At 37.6% G+C, this 20,199-nt stretch carries 27 protein-coding genes and 1 pseudogene; 21 read left to right on the forward strand and 7 right to left on the reverse strand.

The genetic code is table 11. The features are described from left to right. From HMPREF9073_RS05815 to HMPREF9073_RS05870, 12 genes and pseudogenes are all read left to right on the forward strand, one after another. Positions 1 to 302 (forward strand): nucleoside-diphosphate kinase (locus tag HMPREF9073_RS05815; RefSeq protein WP_009413080.1); only part of this gene is annotated, 302 nt, incomplete at its 5' end. Positions 303 to 633: 331 nt separating this feature from the next. Further along, complete coding sequence (locus tag HMPREF9073_RS05820) at positions 634 to 846, forward strand: helix-turn-helix domain-containing protein (protein WP_009413081.1); 213 nt, start codon at positions 634 to 636, stop codon at positions 844 to 846. Next, positions 843 to 1,163 carry a HipA N-terminal domain-containing protein gene (locus HMPREF9073_RS05825; protein WP_009413082.1) on the forward strand — a complete coding sequence of 107 codons (321 nt, stop codon included), beginning with the start codon at positions 843 to 845 and terminating at the stop codon, positions 1,161 to 1,163. The genes HMPREF9073_RS05820 and HMPREF9073_RS05825 overlap by 4 nt, the downstream gene beginning before the upstream one ends. A gap of 2 nt (positions 1,164 to 1,165) precedes the next feature. Further along, complete coding sequence (locus HMPREF9073_RS05830; protein ID WP_083866079.1) at positions 1,166 to 2,137, forward strand: type II toxin-antitoxin system HipA family toxin; 972 nt, start codon at positions 1,166 to 1,168, stop codon at positions 2,135 to 2,137. Between the two features lie 29 nt (positions 2,138 to 2,166). Further along, positions 2,167 to 2,646 (forward strand): CAP domain-containing protein, encoded by a 480-nt coding sequence (locus tag HMPREF9073_RS05835; protein WP_009413084.1) that lies wholly within the window; start codon positions 2,167 to 2,169, stop codon positions 2,644 to 2,646. Positions 2,647 to 2,655: 9 nt separating this feature from the next. Continuing rightward, complete coding sequence (locus tag HMPREF9073_RS05840) at positions 2,656 to 3,234, forward strand: TatD family hydrolase (protein ID WP_009413085.1); 579 nt, start codon at positions 2,656 to 2,658, stop codon at positions 3,232 to 3,234. Between the two features lie 52 nt (positions 3,235 to 3,286). After that, positions 3,287 to 3,481 carry a 30S ribosomal protein S21 gene (gene rpsU / locus HMPREF9073_RS05845; protein WP_009413086.1) on the forward strand — a complete coding sequence of 65 codons (195 nt, stop codon included), beginning with the start codon at positions 3,287 to 3,289 and terminating at the stop codon, positions 3,479 to 3,481. Between the two features lie 259 nt (positions 3,482 to 3,740). Next, the gene (locus tag HMPREF9073_RS05850; RefSeq protein ID WP_009413087.1) at positions 3,741 to 5,147 is read left to right on the forward strand and encodes a leucine-rich repeat domain-containing protein; all 1,407 of its coding nucleotides are present in this window, start codon (positions 3,741 to 3,743) and stop codon (positions 5,145 to 5,147) included. Between the two features lie 78 nt (positions 5,148 to 5,225). Further along, positions 5,226 to 5,858, forward strand: coding sequence for a beta-phosphoglucomutase (pgmB, locus tag HMPREF9073_RS05855; RefSeq protein ID WP_009413088.1), 633 nt, complete (start codon positions 5,226 to 5,228; stop codon positions 5,856 to 5,858). A gap of 87 nt (positions 5,859 to 5,945) precedes the next feature. Continuing rightward, entirely contained in the window at positions 5,946 to 8,210 is a 2,265-nt protein-coding gene (locus HMPREF9073_RS05860; RefSeq protein WP_009413089.1) for an NADP-dependent malic enzyme, read from the forward strand. Between the two features lie 157 nt (positions 8,211 to 8,367). Continuing rightward, positions 8,368 to 8,550 carry a hypothetical protein gene (locus tag HMPREF9073_RS05865; RefSeq protein ID WP_009413090.1) on the forward strand — a complete coding sequence of 61 codons (183 nt, stop codon included), beginning with the start codon at positions 8,368 to 8,370 and terminating at the stop codon, positions 8,548 to 8,550. Then, positions 8,537 to 9,074 (forward strand): annotated as a pseudogene (locus tag HMPREF9073_RS05870) (GNAT family N-acetyltransferase). Before HMPREF9073_RS05865 ends, HMPREF9073_RS05870 begins: the two are co-directional and overlap by 14 nt. Positions 9,075 to 9,079: 5 nt before the next feature. Here HMPREF9073_RS05870 and HMPREF9073_RS05875 read toward each other — a convergent pair. The 6 genes from HMPREF9073_RS05875 to HMPREF9073_RS05900 form a co-directional block, all read right to left on the reverse strand. Continuing rightward, positions 9,080 to 10,300 (reverse strand): 3-deoxy-D-manno-octulosonic acid transferase, encoded by a 1,221-nt coding sequence (locus HMPREF9073_RS05875; protein WP_009413093.1) that lies wholly within the window; start codon positions 10,298 to 10,300, stop codon positions 9,080 to 9,082. Beyond that, positions 10,301 to 10,552 carry a DUF5053 domain-containing protein gene (locus HMPREF9073_RS15895; protein WP_009413094.1) on the reverse strand — a complete coding sequence of 84 codons (252 nt, stop codon included), beginning with the start codon at positions 10,550 to 10,552 and terminating at the stop codon, positions 10,301 to 10,303. Between the two features lie 11 nt (positions 10,553 to 10,563). Continuing rightward, positions 10,564 to 10,854 (reverse strand): type II toxin-antitoxin system YoeB family toxin, encoded by a 291-nt coding sequence (locus HMPREF9073_RS05885; RefSeq protein WP_009413095.1) that lies wholly within the window; start codon positions 10,852 to 10,854, stop codon positions 10,564 to 10,566. After that, positions 10,842 to 11,099 carry a hypothetical protein gene (locus HMPREF9073_RS05890; RefSeq protein WP_009413096.1) on the reverse strand — a complete coding sequence of 86 codons (258 nt, stop codon included), beginning with the start codon at positions 11,097 to 11,099 and terminating at the stop codon, positions 10,842 to 10,844. Before HMPREF9073_RS05890 ends, HMPREF9073_RS05885 begins: the two co-directional genes overlap by 13 nt. A gap of 71 nt (positions 11,100 to 11,170) precedes the next feature. After that, positions 11,171 to 11,539: a hypothetical protein gene (locus HMPREF9073_RS05895; protein ID WP_009413097.1), complete on the reverse strand. Its 369-nt coding sequence runs from the start codon at positions 11,537 to 11,539 to the stop codon at positions 11,171 to 11,173. A gap of 68 nt (positions 11,540 to 11,607) precedes the next feature. Then, positions 11,608 to 12,420, reverse strand: a complete 813-nt coding sequence (locus HMPREF9073_RS05900; protein WP_009413098.1) for a hypothetical protein — start codon at positions 12,418 to 12,420, stop codon at positions 11,608 to 11,610. A gap of 240 nt (positions 12,421 to 12,660) precedes the next feature. On the opposite strand from HMPREF9073_RS05900, the gene HMPREF9073_RS05905 reads away from it, so the two are divergent. From HMPREF9073_RS05905 to HMPREF9073_RS05940, 8 genes are all read left to right on the forward strand, one after another. Then, positions 12,661 to 13,662 carry a choice-of-anchor D domain-containing protein gene (locus HMPREF9073_RS05905; RefSeq protein ID WP_009413099.1) on the forward strand — a complete coding sequence of 334 codons (1,002 nt, stop codon included), beginning with the start codon at positions 12,661 to 12,663 and terminating at the stop codon, positions 13,660 to 13,662. A gap of 157 nt (positions 13,663 to 13,819) precedes the next feature. Continuing rightward, the gene (locus tag HMPREF9073_RS05910; protein WP_009413100.1) at positions 13,820 to 14,044 is read left to right on the forward strand and encodes a hypothetical protein; all 225 of its coding nucleotides are present in this window, start codon (positions 13,820 to 13,822) and stop codon (positions 14,042 to 14,044) included. Positions 14,045 to 14,087: 43 nt separating this feature from the next. Further along, complete coding sequence (locus tag HMPREF9073_RS05915; RefSeq protein WP_009413101.1) at positions 14,088 to 14,381, forward strand: DUF721 domain-containing protein; 294 nt, start codon at positions 14,088 to 14,090, stop codon at positions 14,379 to 14,381. Next, complete coding sequence (locus HMPREF9073_RS05920; protein ID WP_009413102.1) at positions 14,378 to 14,920, forward strand: GNAT family N-acetyltransferase; 543 nt, start codon at positions 14,378 to 14,380, stop codon at positions 14,918 to 14,920. Before HMPREF9073_RS05915 ends, HMPREF9073_RS05920 begins: the two co-directional genes overlap by 4 nt. Before the next feature lie 44 nt (positions 14,921 to 14,964). Continuing rightward, complete coding sequence (locus HMPREF9073_RS05925) at positions 14,965 to 16,302, forward strand: dihydroorotase (protein WP_009750711.1); 1,338 nt, start codon at positions 14,965 to 14,967, stop codon at positions 16,300 to 16,302. An 11-nt stretch (positions 16,303 to 16,313) separates the two neighbouring features. Then, positions 16,314 to 16,724, forward strand: a complete 411-nt coding sequence (locus HMPREF9073_RS05930) for a DUF4296 domain-containing protein (RefSeq protein WP_009750712.1) — start codon at positions 16,314 to 16,316, stop codon at positions 16,722 to 16,724. Between the two features lie 14 nt (positions 16,725 to 16,738). After that, complete coding sequence (locus HMPREF9073_RS05935) at positions 16,739 to 17,410, forward strand: DUF4271 domain-containing protein (protein WP_034555505.1); 672 nt, start codon at positions 16,739 to 16,741, stop codon at positions 17,408 to 17,410. A gap of 22 nt (positions 17,411 to 17,432) precedes the next feature. After that, positions 17,433 to 18,182 carry a uroporphyrinogen-III synthase gene (locus HMPREF9073_RS05940; RefSeq protein WP_009750715.1) on the forward strand — a complete coding sequence of 250 codons (750 nt, stop codon included), beginning with the start codon at positions 17,433 to 17,435 and terminating at the stop codon, positions 18,180 to 18,182. Positions 18,183 to 18,233: 51 nt separating this feature from the next. On the opposite strand, the gene HMPREF9073_RS05945 is transcribed toward HMPREF9073_RS05940, so the two are convergent. Then, entirely contained in the window at positions 18,234 to 19,184 is a 951-nt protein-coding gene (locus tag HMPREF9073_RS05945; RefSeq protein ID WP_009750716.1) for a hypothetical protein, read from the reverse strand. Between the two features lie 162 nt (positions 19,185 to 19,346). On the opposite strand from HMPREF9073_RS05945, the gene HMPREF9073_RS05950 reads away from it, so the two are divergent. Beyond that, positions 19,347 to 20,156, forward strand: a complete 810-nt coding sequence (locus HMPREF9073_RS05950; RefSeq protein ID WP_009750717.1) for a lipocalin family protein — start codon at positions 19,347 to 19,349, stop codon at positions 20,154 to 20,156. Positions 20,157 to 20,199: the final 43 nt, after the last annotated feature.

The raw sequence follows: 20,199 nt of genomic DNA on the forward strand, positions 1-20,199 counted from the left end.
CCCAGCTCACCCGCCGTGATGCCGAACAATTCTATGCCGTACACAAAGGCAAACCTTTTTTTGAGAGTCTGCTCAACTTTATGACCCGTGGACCTATAGTAGCAGCTATCCTTGAGAAAGATAATGCTGTAGCTAATTTCCGTGAACTCTTAGGGAGTACCAACCCCGAAAACGCTGCCGAGGGTACTTTGCGAAAGAAATACGCAACTTCACTAACCGAAAACGCTGTTCACGGCTCGGATAGTGATGAAAACGCCGCTATCGAAAGCCATTTCCATTTCTCAGAAAGAGAAATTTTCTAATGAAAAAATTAGTAACTCTCTTTTTCTTGTTGTGCTCGTTTGTAACCTATAGTTAGCTTTCAACCTACGCTTACAAACGAGCACTTGAAAGTGTTCACCTCAACTAATGGCAATATCTTACCTTGCCCAATAATATCTTCAATCCTGAGTTACAACATATCTTTACAAATATTACTAACTTTCAGTAAGTAATATTCCTGAAAATCTCCCATTCACTGAACAAGATAAGAGAGCACATAGAAGAAAAAATCTAATTAAAAGTACCATAAATAGCACTTTTGATTGTATATTACTATTATTTTTACTACTTTTGCATAAAAAGTGCCATATAATGAACTTTCAAGAATTAATACAAACTGTTAAAAAACGACGAAAAGTACTGAATGTCAATCAAGAAGAGGTTGCTTTACTCTCGGGGATAGGTTTGCGTACTCTGAAACATTTTGAGAGTGGTAAAGGAAATATTACCCTAAAAAACTTACAAAAAATACTAGAGGTACTCGGTTTAGAATTGAATCTAACCATTAAAGATATGACTCAATGAGACAAGCAGAAATTTTTTATAAAAGAGAACCAGCTGGTATTCTCACTCAGCACAACGATGGCTGTTTTACTTTTAGATATCACGACCATTGGTTTGCTGATAGTCAAAAACCTCCTATCAGTTTTAGTTTTTTAAAAACACAACAAGAATATCATTCTCCCTATCTTTTTGCTTTTTTCTTTAATATGCTCCCTGAAGGAAAAAATAGAGAACGCATTTGTATAGATTCAAAAATTGATAGCGATGATGACTTTGGATTATTAATGGTAGCTGCTCAGTACGATAGCATCGGAGCAATTACTGTAAAACCAATTTAACAATGAAAACATTAAATGTATGTCCTTCATTACTTTCTGAAGGTTATCACACATATTCACCTTTAGCTTTGCGCCGTTTGTTCAACGGGAAGCAAGTATCTCATCTATTGTCTTTTTCACTAAAAACAGAAGAAAAAAACAGTTATAAACCTCTGTACTCTCTTTCAATTTCAGGTTATCAAAGAAAGTTTTTAATGACTCTGGAGAATACTACTCTTAGAATAAACCAAAAAGGTGAACAAAGTACTTATATTTTAAAGCCTATCAGTGAGATGCCTAAAAATGAAGCCTTTGCTCCTGCCAATGAACACCTCACTATGCAAATCGCTCAACAGGTATTCGGTATAGAAACCGCTGAAAATGCCCTTATCTTCTTTGCCGATGGCACACCCGCATACATCACCAAACGTTTTGATATTGCCCCTAATGGCGAAAAATATGCAGTAGAAGACTTTGCTTCTCTATTAGGAAAAACTGTTCAAACCCACGGTACCGACTATAAATATACGGGTACTTACCTCGATTTGTTCAATATATTGAAAAAAAATGTAGCTGCGTGGCAAGTAGAAAGTCTTAAACTGTTTACTCTCATTGTTTTTAACTATTTGTTTTCTAATGGCGATGCTCACCTGAAGAACTTCTCGCTGATACAGTCTCCACAAGGCGATTTTAGATTGTCTCCCGCTTATGATTTGCTCAATACAGCCATCCATATAGACGATCACCCTTTTGCCCTAAAAAGCGGACTACTCCCCTCCCCTTTCAACCAACAAAAAATAAGGGAACAGTTTTTGCTCTTGGGTAAAGAAGTGGGGCTCCCCGAAAAACTCATCACCAAAACCCTAACCCTACTCACCTCTCAAATCGACAAGGTTATAGTCCTAATCCAGCGTTCTTTCCTCCCTGAGAAACTCCAACGCAATTACCTACAAACCTACCAGAGAAAAATAAAAAAGTTAGCTATTAATGATTAAAACTGTCAGAACACTTATTACTTATATTTATGAAAAAACTCCTTTTACTCTTAGCAATCCTATCGCTACAATGTAGTAAATCACAGGATAGTGATAACAACACGGGCTTGAGCACTAACGAGATGCTCGCCCTCATCAACCAGCAGCGCCAAAAAGGTTGTAACTGTGGCAATACCTACTACAAGGCAGTACCACCCCTCAAGTGGAACACTACCCTCGAAAAAGTAGCTAAAGCCCATAGCGACGATATGCGTCGCCGTAATACAATGACTCACTATGGCAAAAACGGTGAAACCCCTGGTAATCGCCTCAGTAAAGCAGGCTACAAGTGGACTACTTGGGCTGAGAATGTAGCTATGGGGCAACAAAATGAAGAAGAAGTGATGAAAAGTTGGCTCAGCAGCCCAGGACATTGCGCTAATATAATGAACCCCAATGTAACCGAAGTAGGTGCAGCTCATAGTGGCGACTATTGGACACAACTTTTCGCCGCCCCCTCTAAACCCTGACACCTGAAAATGTACTTAGACATTCACTCTCATACTCAGCATTCCACAGCTGATACTTTAGTGATTCGTAACCAATACCCTCTTACAGCCAATACTACCGAACCCTTCTCGGTAGGCATACATCCTTGGTATGTAGAGAATTGGAAACTGCAATGGGAAGCCTTGGTACCTTTGGCAAAACATCCCAACTGCTGGGCTATTGGCGAATGTGGGCTCGACAAAAACATCACCACTCCCCTACCCCTGCAGCAAGAAATCTTTTTAAAACACATTTACTTAGCCGAAACCTTAGAGCTTCCGCTCATCATCCATTGTGTAAAAGCCTATTCCGAAGTCCTTCACTTGCGAAAAATCACTAAAACCAAACAGCTCTGGATACTCCACGGTTTTCGCAAAAATCTAAAAGTCGCCGAAGAATGCATCGCTCATAACATTGCCCTTTCTTTTGGAAAAGCCCTCACCTATTCACCTCAGCTACAGGAAGTTTATAAAAGTATTTCACCCGAATATCGCTTTTTTGAATCTGATGATGAAGAGATGTCTATTTCAAAATTTACTAATTTTCTAATTGACAAATTTGCAAATTAGAAAATTACTTTGTACTTTTGCGCCCTGAAAATTGAAAGGAGGTGTAATCACTATGTTAATAATCCCTTTAAAAGACGGAGAAAGCATCGATAAAGCTTTAAAACGTTACAAACGCAAATTCGACCGCACTGGTGTAGTACGTGAACTACGTGAAAGACAACATTTCACCAAACCATCTGTACGCAGAAGAACCGAAATCCAAAAAGCTCAATACATTCAACACTTGAAAGACCAAGAAGAAGTATAGCTTTTGTTAAATAACAAAATAATGAGGTAATAGATAGAGTTATCACAGCTCTTATCTATTACCTCTTGTTTATTTTATACATTAAATATTGATTATCAATAATTTAAAATAATTTGTTACATTCATCACAAAAAAACTTACTTCTTTATCTCTCAATGATTTGCATTTTTCTATAAAAAGTACTACCTTTGTCCCGAAATTGAAATGAAAGTATAATAATACAAAAAATTTAGCAATGAAAACTACATTTTTAACATTAATGGCAGCAACGTTAGCTGCAACTGCACTCACTGGTTGTAAAAAAGACAGTGGAGGTGACGACGACAATGTCATAAGATTTACAGACTCAAATCTAACAGTAGCTGTAGATAAAACAGCTCAAGTAAAACTCTTTGTTCCTTCTGGTTCTGGAGTGACCGATATTAAATCTAATAATACTCAAGTAGCTATCGCAGGAAGAACAGGTAACTACCTCTTCATAAGTGTAAAAGGAGTAAAAGAAGGAGATACTACAGTAGAAGTTAAAAATGGTAATCGCTCGCAAAAAGCTGTACTCAATGTACACGTGTTTAAAGAAAACGTAGAAAATAAAAATGGCTTTAAAGTAGATGCAAGTACTATCTTCCTCAAAAAGAATGAAGTAACCAATCTTAGAAGTCGTATCAAAGAAGGATCTGGCAACTATACTATGTCAGTAGGAAATACAGCTTTCGCCGATGAGTTAGGCAACTTCCAAGTAAGAGGAAAAGGTGAAGGTTTGCACCACGAAATTACTTTTAAAGATGTAGATAAAAATCAAGAGGTTAAAGTACCTGCTTATGTAATTATACCTTTCAAAGCAATAAGCGCCCCTACCGAGTTGAGCTTAAATAGTACTTACAATATCAACTTACAAGGAGTTTATACCACTACTACTACTGATGATGGTACTACTAATGGCCGTTTTGATAGAGTACAAATGACTACTAATGGCAGTGTAACAGCTGTATTTTCACTTGAAACTGTTTATGATCGAGTAAATCGACCTATTGGTAAAGCAGTGTCTGGTATCAAAGTAACCGCTAAAAGCGTAGGTACAGGCAGTGTGAATCTTATCAACGGCGACGGACAAATATTGAAACTTAACTTTACTGTAAAAGCTTCAGTACCTACTAGCTATTTCATTGTAGATGCCGATGGTGTCCTTACTGTAAAACCAGGAGCTGTATTACCTCCTCACGTTGATATACCTGCTGATGCTAAAAAAATAGGAAGAGAAGCTTTTAAAGATAAAGATATTACAAGCGTTGATTTGAAAAATGTAGAAGAAATAGATGAAGATGCTTTTCATGGTTGTGTTAACTTAACTACTGTTACAATGACAAGAGTAAAAGTAATAGGTAAAAGTGCTTTTAGAAATACTAAATTAACAGAAATCGATTTACCTGCTTCTGTAGAAAAAATAGAAAAAGGTGCTTTTGATATAACAAATTTAGTAAAAGTAACTTGTAGAGCCACTACTCCTCCTGCAGTAGGTACTTCTTTCCGTGCAACTAATAGCAGTCGACGTGTGCTTTACGTTCCTGCAGGTAGTATTGATACCTATGCAAGTAGTTGGGGTACAGAAATAGCATCTTATTTCAGAGGTTTAATAAGTAATGGTTACAAACCTTACCCTATTCAATAAAATTTAAAACTAACATACTTCGGAAAACCGTTATAAGTCCCCCTTATAGCGGTTTTTCTTTGTACTATTCACTTTTCAATGGAAGGATATATTTTTGATTTAGATGGCGTGCTCGTAGATACCGCCAAGTACCATTACCTCGCGTGGAAAACTATCGCTCAAGAATTTGGCTTTGAGCTCACTCCCACACATAACGAGCAACTCAAAGGCATAGGTAGGGAAGTCTCTCTGCACAAAATACTTCAGTGGGCAGGTAAAACACTGCCTGAAAATGAGTTCCAAGCCTTAGCTCTCCGCAAAAACGAACTCTATTTGCAGTATATCGCCCATATCGATAGCAGTGAACTGCTCGTAGGTGTAGCCGATTTTCTGCATTCGCTGAAAAACAAAGGAAAGAAAATCGCTTTGGGCTCTGCCAGTAAGAACGCGCGTTTAGTATTAGAGCGCACAGGCATTTTGCCGCTGTTCGATGCTATTGTTGATGGCACTATGGTAACTCAAGCCAAACCCAACCCCGAAGTCTTTCTCAAAGCTGCTGAACTTTTGCAACTGCCTCCTGCTCAGTGTTGTGTGTTTGAAGATGCCCCTGCAGGCGTACAAGCTGCTAAAGCCGCTGGAATGAGAGTCATAGGGGTAGGAGAGGAGCAAGTACTTTGCGCCGCCGATGAGGTAATTCCTAATTTTTCGTCATTCGTACTTCATAATTCGTAATTATTTTATAATTTTGCACTTATAAACAATAATAGGTAACAAGTAATTAGGTAATACCTCTTACTTCTTACCTCTTACCTAAAACAAATGGATCAAAGAAAAAAAGAAGAAGCATTACACTATCACGAGTTCCCTCAACCTGGGAAAATCGCTATCGTACCTACTAAAAAACACGCTACACAACACGATCTCGCGTTGGCTTATTCACCTGGGGTAGCCGAACCTTGCTTGGCTATCGCCGACGATAAAAGTAACGCCTATAAATATACAGCCAAAAGCAATCTGGTAGCCGTAATTTCTAATGGAACTGCGGTTCTTGGCTTAGGCGATATAGGCGCCGATGCCTCTAAACCTGTAATGGAAGGTAAAGGTTTGCTCTTCAAAATCTTTGCGGGTATCGATGTGTTCGACATCGAAATAGATGCCACCGATGTAGATAAATTCATAGAAACCGTAAAAGCAATTGCACCTACTTTTGGGGGTATTAACCTCGAGGATATCAAAGCTCCTGAAGCTTTTGAAATTGAACGACGCCTAAAAGAAGAATTGGATATCCCTGTAATGCACGACGACCAGCACGGTACAGCTATCATTTCGGCTGCTGCCCTCATCAATGCCTTGGAAATCGTAGGTAAGGACATCGCCAAAGCACAAATAGTAGTAAATGGTGCAGGTGCTGCTGCTATCTCTTGTACACGCCTCTATGTAGCTTTAGGTGCCGACCCTAAAAATATCGTAATGTGCGATAGCAAAGGAGTAATTCGCAAAGATTCCCCTAATCTCACCGAACAAAAAGCTGAGTTCGCTACCGACCGCAATCTCCACACCCTCGAAGAAGCCGTAAAAGGCTCTGATGTGTTCATCGGTCTTTCTAAAGGCGATGTGCTCACCCCAGAGATGTTGCTCTCTATGAACAAGGATGCAATTGTATTTGCAATGGCAAACCCTACCCCTGAAATCGATTATGATTTGGCTATCAAAACACGTAAAGATATCATTATGGCAACGGGTCGTTCCGACTTCCCTAACCAAGTGAACAACGTACTCGGTTTCCCTTATATCTTCCGCGGAGCGTTAGATGTTCGAGCTACCAAAATCAATGAAGAAATGAAACTCGCTGCGGTACGCGCCATTGCCGAATTGGCTAAAAAACCTGTACCTCAAAAAGTGAGTCTTGTATATGGCGGCGAGAACCTTACTTTCGGTCGCAACTATATCATTCCTAAACCGTTTGACCCTCGCTTGATTTACGAAGTACCCCCTGCTATCGCCAAAGCAGCTATAGCATCGGGAGTGGCACAGAAACCTATCACCGATTGGGAAGCCTACAAAGGTGAATTAATGGATAGAATAGGCGTAGGAAGCAAAGAAATACGTCTCTTGCAAGACCGTGCCAAACGCGCTCCTAAACGCATCGTATTCGCTGAAGCCGACCAATTAGAAGTGCTCAAAGCAGCACAACGCATCTATGAGGACGGCATTGGTATTCCAGTGCTTTTAGGCAATAAAGAACTCATCAAAGCCCTTAAATACGAAATAGGATTTAACGGTCGTGTAGATGTAATCGACCCTAAGAGCGATGCCGAGCGCGCACGCCGTGAGAAGTTTGTACAACACTATTGGAAATTGCGTGAACGCCGTGGTATCACTTATGAAGTAGCTGAACGACTAATGCGTGAACGCAACTATTTTGGTACGATGCTCGTAGAAACTGGTCAAGCCGATGCGATGATTACAGGTTATTCACACGCTTATCCAAAAGCTATTCGCCCTGTTTTAGAGATTATTAAAAAAGAAGAAGGAGTGCGCCGCATCGCTGCTGCCAGCATTATGTTCAGCAAGCAAGGACCTATTTTCCTATCCGATGCGACTATCAATATCAACCCTACTGCCGAAGAGTTAGCTAACATCGCTTTACTAACGGCAAAAGCAGTAAAATCGTTTGGTTTAGAACCTTCAGTAGCGATGTTGTCGTATTCTAACTTTGGATCGGCAGTATCCGAAAGCAGTCTCAAAGTACGTGAGGCGGTAGCTTATTTGCACAAACATCACCCTGATTTAGTAGTAGATGGAGAAATCCAAGCCGATTTTGCCCTCAATCCCGATAAGATAGCTAAGAACTATCCGTTCTCAAAACTCAACAACGGCAAAGGGGCTAATGTGCTCATCTTCCCTAACCTTGAGGCAGCAAACATCAGTTATAAACTCCTCAAAGAAACCCAACACTTAGATACCATAGGCCCCGTAATATTAGGTCTTACCAAACCTATTCACGTTACTACACTCGGTTCTACTGTTGATGAAATGGTGAATTTGGCTACGCTTGCTGTAATTCAAGCACAATCTGAGTAGTACGAGCCTCACAAGCAATAAGATTATAAATTATACTTTGCCAAAGTATTTATAGCTTTTATGTTATAGCACTTTGGCAAAGTTTTTATTTAGAAAGATTGCTAATCAAAAGATAATTTATAATTTTGCAACAAATTAACAATGAACAGAAAAGATTATGGCAAGAGAAATAAAACCAACTCCTACATTAAGAGGTGAAGAAGCTGTAGAATTCTGGAAAAAAATGGCTAATTTTAAACAGAGTTTAGCTGAAAAAGGTATTACTAGAGAGAGTGTTCGAAAAAATGCAATGCTTTTAAAATCAATATTTAAAGATGATGTAGAGAATGGAATTAGATAGTAATATTTTACAAGGATTAAATTTTCTTCGACTTAAAAAAGGTTATCATATAAAACCTTTTGATTGTGAGGACAATGATTTAAATGAATTTTTGTTTGAAAAGGCAATTCCTTATAGAAAATAAAGAACGTACTTTAGGGTATTATAGCCTTTTAAGTGATAGTTTTCGAGTAGAGGAAACACTTTTTACTTCTAAAAACCAATATAATAAATTCAAAAAAATATTACCTCATCCAAAGCGATATTTAAAAAGTATTCCTTCTGTAAAAATAGGACGTTTAGCTATTGATAAAAGTTTTAAAGGGAAAGGATTAGGTAGAATTATAATTGATACTATCATAAATTATTGCATAGAATTAAATGAAGACCAAGCTTGTCGTCTTGTTACAGTCGATGCCTATGCACAAGCAGTATCTTTTTATCAAAAAATAGGATTTGAATTTCTTTCAAACTTAGATGAAGGTGAAGCAACGCGTTTAATGTTCCTTGATTTAGCAACATTTATAGATGATAATAGAATTTAATTATTTTATATTCCCTTTAAAAAGGTGCTTGTAGCGCCTTTTTTTGTTGCTATATAATCACGATTGATATTTCCTACTATCTGTCGTCTTTCATCCGAATTTACAAGGCTATTCATCACCTCAGCAAATGCTTCTCTACTATCAACAGATAATACCCCTCCTAAAGCGACTAATTCTTTCGCTTCATTGAATTTTTCATAGTTCTTACCAATAATCACTGGAATACCAAAAACGGCTGGTTCTAACACATTGTGTAATCCCGAAGTTCCCATACCTCCACCTACATAAGCTATATCGGCATAACTGTATACCTTGGTAAGCATACCGATAGTATCGAGAATGAGTACCTCATAATCAGAGAGATTAAGAGTATCTTTCTCACTGAAAAGGGCAACTTTGCGGTCTAATTTCTGCTTGTTATCTCTCAGTACAGCTATCTCAGTGGGGTGGATATTGTGAGGGGCAATAATGAATTTCACGTTAGCTTTGCAAGTGTTGAGATACTGCAAATAAACCTCTTCATCGGCAGGCCAAGAGCTACCAAATACCACGCACAAAGCATCCCCGTTGAATTGTTCTATAAAATCGAGATGGTTGTCTCTCTCGGCTATTTCGGCTACACGGTCAAAACGAGTGTCACCACTCACCGTTACATTGGTAAAACCTAAACTGTTGAGCAGGGTTTTAGAAAGGTCGTTCTGTACAAAGAAATGCGTAAAACAGTGCAGCGCTTTTCGCATCATTCTGCCGTAAGGCTTAAAGAAAATTTGGTTTTTTCTAAAAATACCGGAGAGCAAATAAGTAGGCACTTGCGCTTTTTTAAGTTCATTGAGGTAGTTCACCCAAAACTCGTATTTCACAAAGATAGCCATTACAGGATTTACGAGTTGTACAAACTTACGAGCATTTGCGCGCGTATCGAGAGGAAGATAGACCACTATATCGGCATCGGGGGTGTTTTTGCGCACCTCATAACCTGAGGGCGAGAAAAAAGTAATGAGTATTTTGTAACCTTGTGCTCTAAGGGCTTTGGCTACGGGCAATCCTTGTTCAAACTCACCTAAGGAAGCCGCGTGTAACCACACATAACGCGCATTTTTATCTAATTTTTCATTAAGAGTTGTCCATACAATTTTACGTCCGCTTACAAAGAGACGTATTTTTTTATTGAAGAGGGCAATCAGCGGGAGGATTGCTTTTATAAGATAAATAATTATGTTATACATTTACTGTAAGTTATAAGCAGCACGTTTAATACGGTCGGATAGATCTACTAAAGCACCTCGCAAAGTTTCAATTTCATCAGAAGAAAAACCACCTTCTCCACCATTAAAACCTTTGCCATTCATCTTTTTAGATAACCAAGACCTACTTTTTTTGAAGTATTGTTCAGATATTTCTCCCCACGATACTTCTACTATAATATCCCACAACTGTTGTTGTACAGTTTGTTTTTCTTGTTTTAATACAACTTCCATATTTTAAGAATCTATTTATCTTTATAGTGGTTGAGAAATTGCGATATAACTACAGTTTTTTCCTCCTCTAAAACTATGTATACAACTCTATCTTTCTTACTAAGTTCTCGACTATATCCCATACCTCCTTTCCCTTTTAGCCACTCTACTCCTATTCCTTCTGTAGGGTGTTTCTGAAGCTCTTCAAGAATACGTTGTAACTTACTTTTCACAGTAGAAGTTGCTGATTTTTTTATAAGTTCAAGTTCTTTTTTTGCCTCTTTCGAAATTTCAATTTCATAGTCTTTTTCTATATCGTCCATAATGTTTCAGGAGTTATTTTTATTGTTTCACCAGCTTTGTGTTCTTCAAGGGCTTTAATAATTTTATTTCCTGTTTCATCTGAATATGTTTGTATATGTTCATCGAAGTTAGAGAAGCTTAAAAGAGCAGTTTCTATGTAGTTGTTAATACTTCTATTCTCTTTCATAGACATCTGTTTTATATGCTCATATAGCACAGGTGTTACTCTTAATGAAATTGTTTTTTTTAATGTAGTTGTTTCCATATTGATACTATTTTGATTGCAAAAATAATCAATTATTTTTGATTATACGCCATTTTTTTAGAATTATTATCCTACAATGCTGTCCAAGTTATATTTATAGGTTTACTTTTGGTAATAAAAAATAATTCAGCAGCTTTGTAAAAATCAGTTATAGGAAGTATATTTGCTTTCGGTAGGAAAATTTGAGAGTATTCATTTTCATAGAATATTGCAGTTGTATCAGTCTTGGTAGTACTTTCTGAAATGAAACTTTCAGTAGTATCTAAATAATAGAGTACAGCCTCATTTGCTTTTACAAAAGCTGTAAGTTGTGGAAACCCTTCATCTTGAAAAGTTAAAATGAAGTAGTTAGCATTATGAGTGTATCTTTTCAGAAGAAGTTCATTCAATTCTTCTAAAGAATTTATAGTATATTCTCGCTTAAAATCATTTAAATACATTCTTAAATAAGTAAATGAAATTTACAAAAAAAGCTGCTCCGTTTTAGAGCAGCTTTTTTTGCTATCTATTAATAATATTTTAGCTTCTGAAGTAAAATCATCGTAGGTTTACCATCAACCGACATTGTTTTCTTTATCCAGTTTTTCTTCTTGTCATACACAAGTGTGTACGATTCTGTTTTGGTAACATTACCATCTTTATCAAAGTATTTTACTTCTGTTTCGTTGTTGTTGTCGTCAAAAACTGAAGTAATGCGCTGTTTTAGGTTATTATCTTTGTCAAATACTTGTTTTTCAATGGTATTACCTTTAGCATCGTAAGTATATACAGTTTTACTTGATAATTCTTTTTTGCTGTATTTAGATTCTTCAGCTACTTTTCCGTTAGGAAGGTAGGTATAGGTGATTTTCTCATCGCACAATCCAGCCATACATTCGGTGCGTTCTATCAACTGGTCTTGACCGTTATAAGCATTGATACGACTCATAAAGATATTACCATCAGGAGTTTCAACATCGTGTTTGGTAAGGTTACCGTGCTCGTCGTATTCATATACGTTTTTAGAAAGGAGAGTATTAGAATCATCGTGAGAAGCCGATTCTAACAAAAGTCCTTCTTTGTCGTACACATCCACAAAATTGATGGTCATACCATTTTGTTTAGAGTACATTTTCACGGGAGTTCCTTTTTTGTCAAACTGAGTAAAAAGTTCAGAATTCATAGGAATTTCTTGTCCTTCTTCAGTAACTTGGATACCTGTTTGGGTATATGTTTTTACTTTTCCATTGAGTTTGGCACGCTCCCAACCATTCTTTTTCTGAGCCTGACCAAAGGCGATGGTAGTGGCTAATAAAGCCGCTATTGCTACAATTTTTTTCATAATAATGTGCTATTAATTTATATTTTATAAGGGCGCAAAAGTACAAAAGATTTTCTAATGTACCAATGCTTATGCGGGCTAACGTACTAAAAGTATGCCAAAAAGCGCAAAAAGAGGATAGGTTGTTACAAATATAACTAAAGTGACAAATAAATAGATTGTAACTAACAAAAACAAGTTGTTCATTGTCAATTGGCAATTATTTTGTATATTTGCCAATAAAATTTAAAATTCAGTTTTATGAAAAAAAGATTCAGTTTTTCAGTAATGCTATTTTCATTAGCATTCGCTACTTTCGTTTCTTGTAAAAAGAATGACGACAATCCGCAACAACCACCAACCCCTAAGGTGGAAGTAACTGCCCCTAAAGGCGATTTTGTGAATGGTACTACTTCTAAAACCTTCACTATCACTAACACAGGTACAACCGATGTTACTATTACATCAGTGGAATTCACAGGTGCTAATGCCGATGAGTTTACAACCTCCGCTTCGCCCATTACTATAGGAGTAGGTAAAAAATACGAATTTACCGTTACCCTTTCTCCTAAAACTAATGGAAATAAAACAGCTAACTTAGTGATTAAAAGCAATGCAGGAACTGTTACCATTCCGCTAAAAGGAACTGCTACCATAACACCTAAAGTAACTTTTGTTACTAACAAGGCTGAAGGTGATTCCTTTATGTTAAGCGTTGCAATTGCAGAGAATGATATTCCTGAGGTGTGGTTTGACCGGAATAACAATGGTGTAAAAGATGAAGGTGAGGCTTTGTTAGAAGTTCTATATCCCAGTGTAAAAGCAGGAAACCTTTTTGTAGGAATAGGTAGCTCTAATACAGTTTCTATTTATGGAAAATTTACAAAAATGGAATTTTCTGGAGAAAAAGGTATTATTAGTATTGATATTTCTCAAAATGAGCATATCAAAACCTTTGCTTGTGGAGGTTCTGATTTTAAAGGTGTTACTCTTAATACAAGTCTTACTAATATGTATTGCAATAATTCCAAACTCACTTCTTTAGATATTTCTAAACTTACCGAACTCAAAGGTTTATACCTAAATGAGAACAATTCTCTAACGAGTTTAGACCTTTCAAAAAACACAAAACTTACGTATATGCAATTGAACGGAGCTAATTCCTTACAATGTATAAAAGTAAGCGCTGAACAATTAGCTAATATTCCTGCAGGATGGAGAAAACAAGGAACCAGAGCAGAGTTTAAAACAGAATGTAACTAACAAAATCCAGCTTTGAGTACTGCTGGCTTTATAATTGTAAAGAGGTTGTCTAAACTTTAGGCAACCTCTTTCTTTAGTGATAGCTAACAAGTAATAGGTCAGGTAAATAATTGATAATTGATAATTAATTTGTACATTTGCAAAAAATATTGAAACTATGGGAGCAACCACAATTACATTCCAATCAGAAATACAAGCTGTAGACTTTCCATTTATCGAAAGAATTTTAAACAGTTTGAAAGCTACAACCAAGGTTATTAAAGAAGAAAAGGACGAAACTTTGATGACTAAGGAGGCTTTTTTTGCTAAAATAGATCGTGCAAGAGCTGGTGAAAAAATACAAATGAATAGGGAAGAAATGAAAAAATTGATGTTTGACTAATGGAAGAAAAACAACCAAAATAAGTAATTAAAGAATTAAAATTATGGACGGAAATACTCACACCCTCTCGGAGGTTATCAAGCTTATTGTAAAGCAAAACCACCTCAATTACGGTTTGCAAAAAGCCTCGTTGCCAACCCTTTGGAATGAACTGATGGGCTCTGCAATAGCGCGCTATACTACCTCGGTAGAGCTCAAAGGCAACACCCTATATGTGCACTTGAGCTCCCCTGCACTTAGCAACGAATTGAGTTATGGCAAAACCAAAATTATTGAGAACCTCAACGAGCGCTTGGGAGAAAACTTAATTCAAAAACTTATATTTCTAAACGGATGATACGACCCGCAACCCCCACCGATGCCTCTGCTGTCGCCCCCTTAATGTTTCAAGCAATGGAGGAAATCGTGTATAAAATGATAGGCAAAGACCATAAAGAAGAGGCTATTGCCCTACTACAAAAGCTCTTTGAACAAGAAGATAATCAATATTCCTATAAAAATGCTTGGGTATATGAAGAAGAGGGCGCAGTAATAGGGTCGGTGATTGCTTATGATGGAGCGCATTTGCACCGCTTGCGCGCTCCTGTGTTGGCACTCATTCGCAGTAGCTATGGTATAGATATTGTGCTCGAAGATGAGACCAATGAAGGTGAACTTTATATAGATACCCTCAGCGTATTGCCCACAGCTCAAGGCAAAGGTATAGGCTCCAAACTTATCACGCACCTCAAAAAGGTGGCTACTCAGCCCATAGGCTTACTCGTGGATGTGCAAAATCCACAAGCCGAACGCCTTTACTCCCGTTTAGGGTTTGAATATGTAAATCATCAAGAACTCGCAGGTGGAGTATATAAACACCTTGTGTTCAGGGGATAGAAGATAGGAAATAGGGGATAGGTATCAAATAAATTATTAATGAGATGAAGACATTAATCAAAAATGCCATTATTGTAAACGAAAACACCCTCTTTCAAGGCGACCTCTTGATTGAGGGAGAGCGCATTGCCCAAATAGGTACCCACATTACTCCTAAAGGGAATTATGAGGTGATAGAAGCCGAAGGTAAATACCTCCTCCCTGGGGTGATTGACGACCAAGTGCACTTCCGCGAACCTGGGCTTACTCATAAAGCTACTATCGCTACCGAAAGTCGAGCTGCGGTAGCCGGCGGTGTAACTACCTTTTTTGAGCAACCTAACACCGTACCTCAAACCGTAACGATTCCGCTTTTGGAAGAGAAATTTGCGATTGCCAAACAATCCTCTTATGCTAACTATTCTTTTTTCTTGGGGGGTACAAACGACAACCTCGAAGAACTGAAACGCTTAGATAAAAACGCTTGTGCAGGGGTGAAGCTCTTCTTAGGCTCATCTACGGGGAATATGCTCGTAGACAACGAGAAAACCATAGAAGCTATTTTTAATAATGTAGATTTAGTAATTGCCGCTCATTGTGAAGATGAAGCGACTATTCGCAAGAATTTAGCCCACTATCAAGCCTTGTATGGCGAGGATATCCCTATAGACCTGCACCCTCATATCCGAAGTGCTGAAGCCTGCTATCTATCCTCTTCACGCGCCATTGATTTGGCTGAAAAAACCGCCGCACGCCTGCACGTGTTCCACCTCTCTACGGCTGCCGAAACCGACCTCTTCCGCAATGATATTCCGCTAAAAGATAAGAAAATCACCGCTGAGGTATGCGTGCATCATTTGTGGTTTTCGGAAGATGATTATACTACTCGCGGGGCTTTCATCAAATGGAATCCGGCGGTAAAAACGGCTGATGACCGCACTGCGCTGTGGCAAGCCCTCTTGGACGACCGTCTGGATGTGATTGCTACTGATCACGCACCGCACACGTTGGAAGAAAAACAACGCAAAGGCTATACTAATATCCCCTCAGGGGCACCTTTGGTACAGCACTCGCTCGTGGCAATGCTCGAGAAAGCTCATAAAGGTAGCATTTCTATCAAAAAAATAGTAGAAAAAATGTGTCATAATCCCGCTATTCTTTTTCAGGTAAAAGACCGCGGGTTCTTGCGTGAAGGTTATTTCGCCGACCTTGTGTTAGTGGATATGGATACCCAATGGACAGTACAGAAAAACAACCTGCTGTATAAATGTGGCTGGAGTCCGCTGGAAGGACAACAATTTCACTCGGCTGTAGTGAGCACCTTCGTAAACGGCAAACAGGTGTATCACAATGGTAAGGTAATAGCTACCCCTCAGGGGCAACGCATCACTTTCAACAGATAATAAAACAAACTATGAAGAAAATTATTTATATATTCGCTTTACTGCTCACGGTAACAGCCTGCAAAAAGAACATCGTGCCAAAACCCGATAAGTTTTTAGACGAAAAACAAATGGAAAACTTGCTTTACGATTTGGCAGTATTAGAATCGATGAAAGTTTCACAAGCCCAAAAATTAGACTCGTTGCAGTTCAACCCACAACAGTTCATCTACAAAAAATACGCAATCGACAGTCTTTCGCTGGCACAAAATATGGTGTACTACGCTTCTTTTCCTAAAGAATACGATACCATTGTAAAGAAAGTAGAAAAGAGAATCCAGTTGCAACGCGACAGCCTCATCAAAGCGATGAACCCCTCTAACAACGAGCTCAAAACAGAAACACAACCTAAAGAAGAACTCAAAGAAGAACTCATTAAATAACCCATTTAGTAATTTTGGACGCACTGCTCATACATCGCACCTATCTCACTTGGATATTCCCTGCCTTCCTGCTCATTTTTGGGTTGGTAGCCTTCCTGCGCGTGTTCTATCCTAAACATTTTACCGACTATCAACGACTGTTGTTCAACAATAAGTACATTATTATCTATGGCAAAAAGGAACGCAAACTTCACCTCTTTACAGTAGTACTCTACCTCACACAATGTTTGTGTTTAGCGCTTTTTGTATACGTATGCCTGAAACACTATGGAATAACAACACTTTATGCCGAGAAGTTTATGTTCTTAGAAATAGTGCTTTTCATATTTGTATTCCTTATTGTAAAACTTCTCCTTCAGCGGTGGATAAGCAGTCTTTTCAATCTTTCCGATTTTAGTAGAGACTACATTTTTAGCAGGGTAGCCTACTCGTCGTACGCTGCAATTGTGATGGTAATCGTCCTTTTTTTTGGTGTTTATCTACCTTTTACAAGCGAAAAACACTTGTTTTTGCTTCTTTTAGTATTGTTGATGATACTACTGATTATCAATATATTAAGTTGGCTTAAAATCATAAAATCCAATCAAAAAGAAATAAAACCGTACTTATTCTATTTTATTTTGTATCTTTGCACCCTTGAAATAGCACCCTATATCTTTCTCGTTTACGGAACAAGGTATTTTTAGGAAGTGTGAAGAAATAACATTTATGAAGGTAAAATCGATATTAGTTTCGCAACCAGAACCAAAGGCTGAGAACTCTCCGTATGCACAAATCATACAAAACCACAATGTGAAAGTAGATTTTGTGCCTTTTATCAAAGTAGAAGGGATGACCGCTAAGGACATTAGAATGCAGAAGATTGACCTTACTAATTTTACAGCCGTTATTCTCACCAGCCGGAAATCAGTAGACCATTATTTTCGCATAGCTGAAGAAATGCGCTTTAAAGTGCCTATTACAATGAAGTACTTTTGCCAATCGGAAGCCATCGCTTACTACCTGCAAAAGTACATCACCTATCGCAAGCGCAAAATATATGTAGGTAAAAAAGAGTTCGCCGATCTTTTGCCTATCCTCAAAAAATACAAAGATGAGAAATTTCTCTTCCCAGGCTCGGATGTGCCCAAACCAGAGGCTTTTGCAGCCTTAGACGAAATCAAAATCAAATGGGAACGTGTGGTGTTTTACCGCACAGTATACTGTGATATTTCGGCACTGAAAGAAAATAAGTACGATATACTCACTTTCTTTTCACCTGCAGGTATAGAAGCCCTTTTTAAGAGTTTCCCCGATTTCTCACAAAAGAAAACTAAAATAGCCGTTTATGGCGATGCAACCCTTAAAGCTGCTGAAGAAGCAGGCCTTATCATCGATATCAAAGCGCCTTCACCCGAAAGCCCCTCGATGACCGTTGCCCTCGACCATTATTTAGGCAAACAAAATAGTAAAAAATAAAAAAAGACTGCTTTTTAGCAGTCTTTTTTGTTTTATTTGTAACTGATGCACTTAGTATTCATATACTATTGTTGATTCTTTTTCTGTCTCATTATCATTTTTAGTGTACACTTTGGCACTGATAGGATAGCCCGATGTATTGTAGTTGTACTCAGAGCGAACAGTAGTTACTTGAGTCTTACCATTATCATTTATGGTAGTGGTCATTTTAGTGATATTATTCTTTGCTTTTTCACTAAAAACTTCGGGATATAGGGCTAACATACTAACAAAATGTTGTAAAGGATTGTTTTTAGTGTCGTAAGTGCTTTCTACTACGTAATGCAAACGACCATCGGAATCTTTATTATCTGTTTTTACAACATTGCCGTTGGAAAGTGTATAGGTAATAGTGTTAGCTTCGTAGATAGTTCTACTTATCACAGCCCCTTGAGCATCTATTTCAAAACCTTTATTGTGTTGTACTATGGTATTACCTCCATTACTATAAGTGAAAGTCTCTTCATAACAATCTATTCTGGTGTGGGGTACCCCATTTATACTTCCTTTTATGTAGGTTTTTTGAAATATTTTCGTGAGCTGTTTGCCTGTATAGCTGTATTCGTAAAACTCTTTAGACCTGTGACTATCAGTAAATATTTTTTCGTATGTAACGAGGTTTCCCTGATCGTCATAGCTGTATTTATCGGTTTTATCGTCAGCTCCCCCCTCAGAGCCTGTAGTTACAGCTTTGATGATACGATTATGGCTATCATAGTAGAAAGTACTTACCTCGGGAGTACCATTTGGGGTGTCGTTTTTGCTATATTTTTGATGGGTTATGGTAGTGAGTCTTCCATTTTCTACTGTATATAAAGCTACTGAGCTGTTTCCCTCAGCATCTCTTGTGGTCATTTTACGGAGGATATTACTTTCTTGGGGATTTTCTTTTTTATTGTCGTCGTTTTTGTTACAACTTACCAAAGCAATACCTGCTATTAGACTTATAAAAAATTTCTTCATTATTAAGTGATAATTAAGTTAGGGCACAAAAGTAAGAATAATTTGTCAATTAAGCAAATGGATGATTTGTTCATTTGTAAGTTATAAATTATTTTTTCACTCTTGATTGGTATTGTTGTTTTTTTTACTATCTTTGTGTTTTAAACTAAAAACATAAATACAATGAGAAAAATTTTATTAGGTGCTTTTATAGCACTTGCAACAATGGTTTCGTCTTGCAATAGCAAGGACGATGATAGCACTAATGACCCCCAAGCACTTATTGGAGCGTGGCAATTAGAATCTATATCTGTTAATGGGAAAGAAATACCATTACCTGCTTGTGATCGCAAAGAGGTGCGAATATACAACGGCACCCAGCAACAAACGTATGATTTTGATACCGATAATACTGGTAACTGTACATTTGAAAAAAACACTCCTACTAACTATACTGTATCGGGTAACACACTAAAAAAAGGAGAAGATATCTATACTTTTTCTATTAGCGGGAATAAACTTACCTTAAAATATAGAGATAAAAACAATAATGAAGGGGTAGCTGTATTTAGAAAACTTACTCAAAGTGAATTGGAGGAAATTAATAAAATGGAATATAAACCTTCTCAAAACAATCCTTTGGTAGGGTATTGGCAAATAGTATCTAAAACAGTGAATGGAGTAGCGACTACCTTAGACGAATGTACACAACGTTCGATGTTGGTTTTTGGTCGCGACAAGCTTCGTGAGTATAACTTTACTTATAACAATCAGCAATGTAGTTATGGAAATGTAGAAGCTAAGGCATATACCTTATTAGGGAATAATAGTTTTATGATAAACGACGGAAAAGAGAGAGCTCTGCCTACTTTTGAAATAACTAACGACCAACTTACTATTACTACTAATACTTTGGAGAATTGGCAGAATAGAAAAACTGTAGAAGTTTATAAGAGAATTACAGAAGCAGCTTTTCAAGCGAATATTAAATAATAAAGCAAAGCTGGCAATCCTTGAAAGAGGAGGCATAAAAATG

The sequence above is a fragment of the Capnocytophaga sp. oral taxon 326 str. F0382 genome (genome assembly GCF_000318295.1).
GTDB lineage: Bacteria > Bacteroidota > Bacteroidia > Flavobacteriales > Flavobacteriaceae > Capnocytophaga > Capnocytophaga periodontitidis.